Below are 5,843 nucleotides of genomic sequence, written 5' to 3'. Positions count from 1 at the left end.
TCCGCTACCTAGGGTGCAACTCTATACCCTCACTTCTTAGCTCTTATAAAGTCTATAAAAATCAGATGCTTATTCGCATTAGGTGCTGCCCCCCCCTCATTGCAGTCATTCCTAAATAACCCTAATATGAGTGTATGGCTAACCAATAAGTATCAAAGGGAATAAGACATGCTTATCGAGAGTGTTGCAGCAGGTGTCGTTGCGAATCTTGTTTACGAATGCACGAAAAATGGGGTATCCCTTACGAAGGATTTTCTAGTGAGGGAGCTTGCTAAAGCAGTCAATGATGATCAGCAGAAACTTGAAAAGATAGCTGAAGAACTTGTCAAGCTAGACCAAAGTGAGGAATTAGAGGATCTCAGTGAGAAGGGTATAAGAAAAAGGATAGAGAAATACCCTGAGCTTGTAAAGACACTGAATACTATCAAACAAGAAAATGTTCAAAATATAACCAATCAGTATCACTATGGAAATGGTGATAATGTTGGTGGCGACAAATTTTGCTAGCAAAAGGAATTGCTTATGCTTAAAAGCTTTGTAAAAATGACTCATTCGCTATTTGGAGGCAGAGGAGGCGAAGGAGATAATGTCGCGGGGAATAAGTATTTCCTAGACAGCAATCACCCTATTCAACAGCACACTGGTGACGGTGATAATGTTGCTGGCAATAAATATCAGTTACAGGATTTAATGCCTGATGACCTCAAAGAAATATCAATTGAGGTTTTTTCTGACATTGGTAGAGGCGATATCCATAGTGCGAAGACAAGAATAAATACTGTAGAGAGCACAGGGAGGCTTGGCAAAGAATCTCAGCCTTACTTACAAGCTTTAAAGCTTATTTCTGGTTTAACAGACCAGTCTGAAGCAGGAGCTATTCACCCAAAAATCTCTAGGGCTCTCGCTGATTCTACTTCTCCAAAAATTAAGGATGTGTTTTTGGCACCTTTGATTAGAGTCAGGCTTATACTCGATGACGAAGAAGGTGCTATTCAAGCATATAAAAGTGAAAAGGATGCAGGCTTTTTATCCAGGTGCCAGTATTTAGAATTCTTGGCTAGTAAAGATGAGCTAAAAGCCACTAGAACAGAACCCACCGGTAGTGATGTAGAAGTTCTTTCTATCATCAGAGGACTGCTTAGAGTTGATGAGTTTAGTGCTGCGTTAAAGCTTTCCGGAAAAGCTAAAAACACCTATAAAGATCACGATTTTGAAGTGGTGTATTTACAGGCTTTGTGCAAGAAAATAAGTCTCGATCTTAACGACCGAGCATTCTGGTTTGTAGAAAAGAGGCTTAAAGACCAAATACTGGTGCTCTGCAATAATATATATAAACTGATAGTTAAATCTGAAGGGCGAGACAAACGGCTATTTAAACTTGCAGTGCCTATTCTTTCTTACTCCGCCTCAGCAGATCAACAACTCAGTGATGTATGTTGGAGATATATTGATAAGTGGCAAGAGGACTTCCCAGAATTTTCCGCCTTGTTGTATTCAACTGAGAACAAAGACTATAGTTATCTGGAAGGTGATATAAAACAAAGCTTTTTGCTTAGCGAAAGCGAAAGCAAAAGAAATGAATTGAAGAGGAAAGTGCTTTCAGCAGATGTTTTGGATGTGGTTGATGTTTTGTTGGCACTTGACTATTTAGATAGTAGTGTTGCTGATAAGCTCATAGGAAAGGAAATCTTGATAGATAATGATGATGAGTCTATTGAGAAGTTTGTTAGTCTATTGCTCTATTCTGCTTCGTCTAGTAAGTCTCGATTAAGAAATAAAAAAGATATCCCGTGTCTTATCCAAGATTTTTATGATTCTGGCGGTGACTTTAAACAAATAAATCCTTTTCTTATCATTAAGCTTGCCAGAAATCTACATCGCCACGAACTTTACAGTGAGGTCTGTAAATGTCTAGAAGGCTCTCTCGCTTTGGAAGATCCGTGGCTCTCTCCTATTATGAGAGAGTATCTTATTGCTTTATATAATAGCAGTCAGTATAGCAGCTTTCATAAGCTGATATCAGATTTACACAATGATGCACAAGACTCTAGCTTCTACTGGTCTCTTAAATCCCATTATGAAGCCAATAAAGGTGAGTTTGATAAAGCATTAAATTCAATTGATCCAGCTATTCGTTTAGAACCAACTGCTACTCAGTTTCTGTTGCAGAAAGCGAGAGTCTTGTTAAGTCTTGGCAAAGGGGTTGGTGAATTTTTAAATAGCATTGATGTTTCCGTAATCAGTATAGATGATGACGACTCAATTCAATTGCTCGCAATGATGTATCATTTCGTAAACTTTTCAAAAGTTGAAGAAGTGGTTGTCGATTTATTCCTAAGAGATCCGATAAGGTCTTCTAAGGTTGTAAGTGGTTTACACCTTGGTTTTAGCATGTCGAATAAAACCGCAGAGCAATTTACTCCCACCTCTCGAAATGTTGGTGATGCTGTTGTTGGTCTTGCTTTCAATAAAGGTAATAAGTCAAGCAAGGCTATTGTAGTAGAGCATGAAATATATCCGTCGAATCAGTATGTGATTGACTCAAGTTCAGACTTAGCGGAAAGGCTTCTGGCTCTTAATGAGGGAGGCATAGATAAGGGCTGGGTAGAAGACTTAACTCTTCATCGTAAAATTCCACCTTATGTTGCCGCATTCCAAATTTCTTGTGATATTAGACAAGAAATGAATGATGGAAGCGATGCTTTTTTTATGCTCCAAGTTCCAGAAGGTGGCGATGAGCTTGTTGCCTTTATGGAAGATAATCTCAGGAGGCTTTCACCCCGTAGAAGTGAAGAGGTTTTTGCTGATCCGAATATCCCATTGCTAATGAAAGGTAATGCACTTAACTCTCAAGGAGTATGCAAGTCAGCTCTTGAGTTGTTTGTAGATCCGTCAATATCTAAGATGATACTTCCAGTGGAGAGCCCAGGGCAAGAATCGCTCGAATACATTGCGGATGTTTATACCATTATCTATGTTTGCTTGACGGGATTGGCGAAAAGTTTTTGTAGACAAAATATAAAATATACGGAAGAAACAAAAAGGCTTTTGAAAGAATTTCGTGACACTATAACATCTCCAGAGTATATGACACTTGGCCTCAGTGATAGTGGGCATTTAGTCAGAACTCTAGGGGAGGATATAGAGAGAGATTTTAAAGACTTCATTGAAGGTCTTGATGAGATCTTGTATAAAATCACAGTCGTTGACGACACCAAAATTCTTGAAGCTGATCTACCTCAAGATCTTAATATCTTGAAAGGGGCTATTGATGACACGGTAGTTCATACGATAATGGCCTGCCATTCTTATCGTGTATCATGGTTAACCATTGATAATGCAATTGGTGGCTTCGTTTCAAACTATGGAGTAGATGCATATCCAATGCATATTCTTGCTTCTAAGTTATCAAGAGAAGAGGAGTTTGAAAATAAGCTGAATGGTTTAAAGTGGCATGTCTTTGCTGACCTTCCTTTTCCCGTGCATAACGAAGATATTCTTGATCTGATTTTTGATTTCAAGGCTACTAGCCTTACGGTCTTAAGGAAAATTTTTGAAAAACATAAGTCTTCTATACTTGAAAACAGGGGGTTAAACTCATCTCTTGATGCGATGCCTGTGTATATCGCCTTCAAACTTCAAGAGAGAAGGTCGGCTGAGGTTGTTAAGTGTGCTGTTTCTCTATTAAATGAGGTGTTCAGACTTCAGATTTCTAGAACCAATGGTTATCCAGCAGAGTATAAGCTTGCCATGTCTATTCAGCAGTCCTCCTTTAAAGCTCATAAGGCAATGTTTGATATAAGGAAGCTGATTCCATTCTATGAAAATTTCATTTTTGGACACTTTTTGAATCGACAGGCAGTTGTGGAGTATTTTCAAGAAAAGCAATATACTCCATATGCTGATACTAACTAGAGCTTTGAGCTTGAGAGGTGGGGGCATTGAATAATGTAAGAAAGAAATTCTTTGATGAATCTCTCGGTATATTATATGAGAAATTCACGGAAGAGTATGGTGGTATTGCTACATTTGGCAATCGTACGGGCACTCCCATTTCAAATAAGGCCTCCTATGGTAAAGCATCCGAACTTCCGAAGGTTATCTCAGATTTAGCTGCCTTCTCTGATGCTGTTTTTTATTCTTCCTCCAGTAAATTGGTATGCCTGTTTGTTTATTCTGAAATTTCAGGTCCAATAACAGAGGGTGAAAAGATAAAGATTGACGAATCTCTTCAGTCTTCAGGGCTTGCCAGTGTGTTGATTTCAGTATTTTCGACTAGGTTTGAGTTTTCCCAAGTGGCTGACCAAATAGCATGGGGAACTAAAGTATGGATAGCCAATGAGTCCGATCATATGATTCATTACGATGATAAGCCTGTGATGCAGGCGAGATAGATAAGGTTTAGATAGGTGCAAAGGGAGCAGGGGGGTTATGAAGTTTTACGGAAACAAAGTCAACGGCTCATATCTTCGTGACGTATTGCCATCAAGTGAAGACGATGTTGAGCTTGTGAAGGCAGCTATTGCCTATGGGAGCGATGCATCTACTCTTCTCCAAAACTGTCTTGATAACAAGCTTCGCCTCGATATCTGGATGCGATACGACCACACCGTTCCAGTGGCACCAATGCTGCTTAGGAAGTTGCTGGCAAACGTAGGGAACAATATCTTCTGTAACCTTGTTCCCGATATCCTTCACTCGAAGGTGATTTGGTGGAAGGGCTATGGAGCATATATTGGCTCTGCTAACCTAACGGATAGAGCTTGGCTTACGAACATCGAGTTTGGAGTGTTTCTGAGCGAAGAAGAGCTTTCTGCCGATGACTCGTTAGGTCAGTTAGAGCTATTCTTTGAAAACTTATCTTCGTATGAAGAGATATTCCCGCTGACGGAGGAAGTTATCGTAGAGCAAGAAGCTCTATACGAGATGAGAAGAAGTCAGTTGCGAACAATTGACGATACCAGCAAGAAGAAAAGGAAGCATGGGGTCTGGGAAGGTCCAGCGACTCATACAACTCCTGAGAAAGCCTACGATGCCCATAGGAGCCGTTTTATCAGGGAGTGGGGCGATGGGCTGTCGTATCTCCGAAACATTGCCAGCAAGGCTCCAGACTACCGCCCTGCATGGCTCAACGAGGATGTTCCCCCAGAGTGGCAGGCTGACCAGTTCTTACATGCCTACTACTACAATAAGGTTAAAGATGGTGCTAAGCACCCATACGAAGAGTTTTATAGCCAAAATAAAGCCGATCCTGCCAGAGCCTTGGAATACGGCCTCACTTGGTGGTCACGACTGCCAGAGCCACCTTCTGACGAAGACCACAACTGCCATCATAGAGCTCCGGTGATACATGAGTTGCTGTCAAAAGAGAACATAGGCAACTTGACCGTCGAAGATTTTGCCGAGATCTGCAAAGCCAACCACTCCACGGCGGACCACGTTAAACGTATGCGGTTAGAGGTCTTGGGCATTGATGATGCCCATACGGCCCTGGATGGCCGTGTTGAAGCCTTTGCAGAGTGGTTGTGGACAAAGAAAAATCAGTCAGGGCAGACGATAAAGGACCTACTGATATACGTCATGGACTCAGGCAAGCCAGAAGATATCGTAGAAAGGCTTTTCGAGGCTGCGTATAGCTCGAAGCGAAAATTCCCCCATTTTGGTATCAACCAGATATCCGAGATGACAGGCTGGGCTAGGCCGGAGCTTTGTCCGCCTCGCAATGGCAGAACGAGTAAAGGGCTAAGAGCTCTTGGTTATGACGTTAAGATACACTGATTAGACTTAATGAGTCGAATGGTTATTGTGGAGTTAAATATGTCACGCTTGTGCTGGGCTTTTTC

At 41.1% G+C, this 5,843-nt stretch carries 4 protein-coding genes; all 4 read left to right on the top strand.

Annotation, left to right across the window (positions count from 1 at the left end; translation table 11 throughout):
* Positions 1 to 168 precede the first annotated feature (168 nt).
* From gapS6a to ACOMD9_RS20900, 4 genes are read left to right on the top strand one after another with little or no spacing between them, the layout of a single operon-like run.
* Positions 169 to 507, top strand: a complete 339-nt coding sequence (gapS6a, locus tag ACOMD9_RS20915) for a GapS6a family protein (RefSeq protein ID WP_421417943.1) — start codon at positions 169 to 171, stop codon at positions 505 to 507.
* A gap of 15 nt (positions 508 to 522) precedes the next feature.
* The gene (locus ACOMD9_RS20910; protein WP_421417942.1) at positions 523 to 3,915 is read left to right on the top strand and encodes a tetratricopeptide repeat protein; all 3,393 of its coding nucleotides are present in this window, start codon (positions 523 to 525) and stop codon (positions 3,913 to 3,915) included.
* Between the two features lie 26 nt (positions 3,916 to 3,941).
* Entirely contained in the window at positions 3,942 to 4,394 is a 453-nt protein-coding gene (locus tag ACOMD9_RS20905; protein WP_421417940.1) for a BsuBI/PstI family type II restriction endonuclease, read from the top strand.
* A gap of 37 nt (positions 4,395 to 4,431) precedes the next feature.
* The gene (locus tag ACOMD9_RS20900) at positions 4,432 to 5,778 is read left to right on the top strand and encodes a phospholipase D family protein (RefSeq protein WP_421417938.1); all 1,347 of its coding nucleotides are present in this window, start codon (positions 4,432 to 4,434) and stop codon (positions 5,776 to 5,778) included.
* The last annotated feature ends 65 nt before the right edge of the window (positions 5,779 to 5,843 follow it).

This window comes from Halomonas terrestris (assembly GCF_049166755.1).
GTDB lineage: Bacteria > Pseudomonadota > Gammaproteobacteria > Pseudomonadales > Halomonadaceae > Halomonas.
This window is presented reverse-complemented; position numbering and strand designations above follow the sequence as displayed.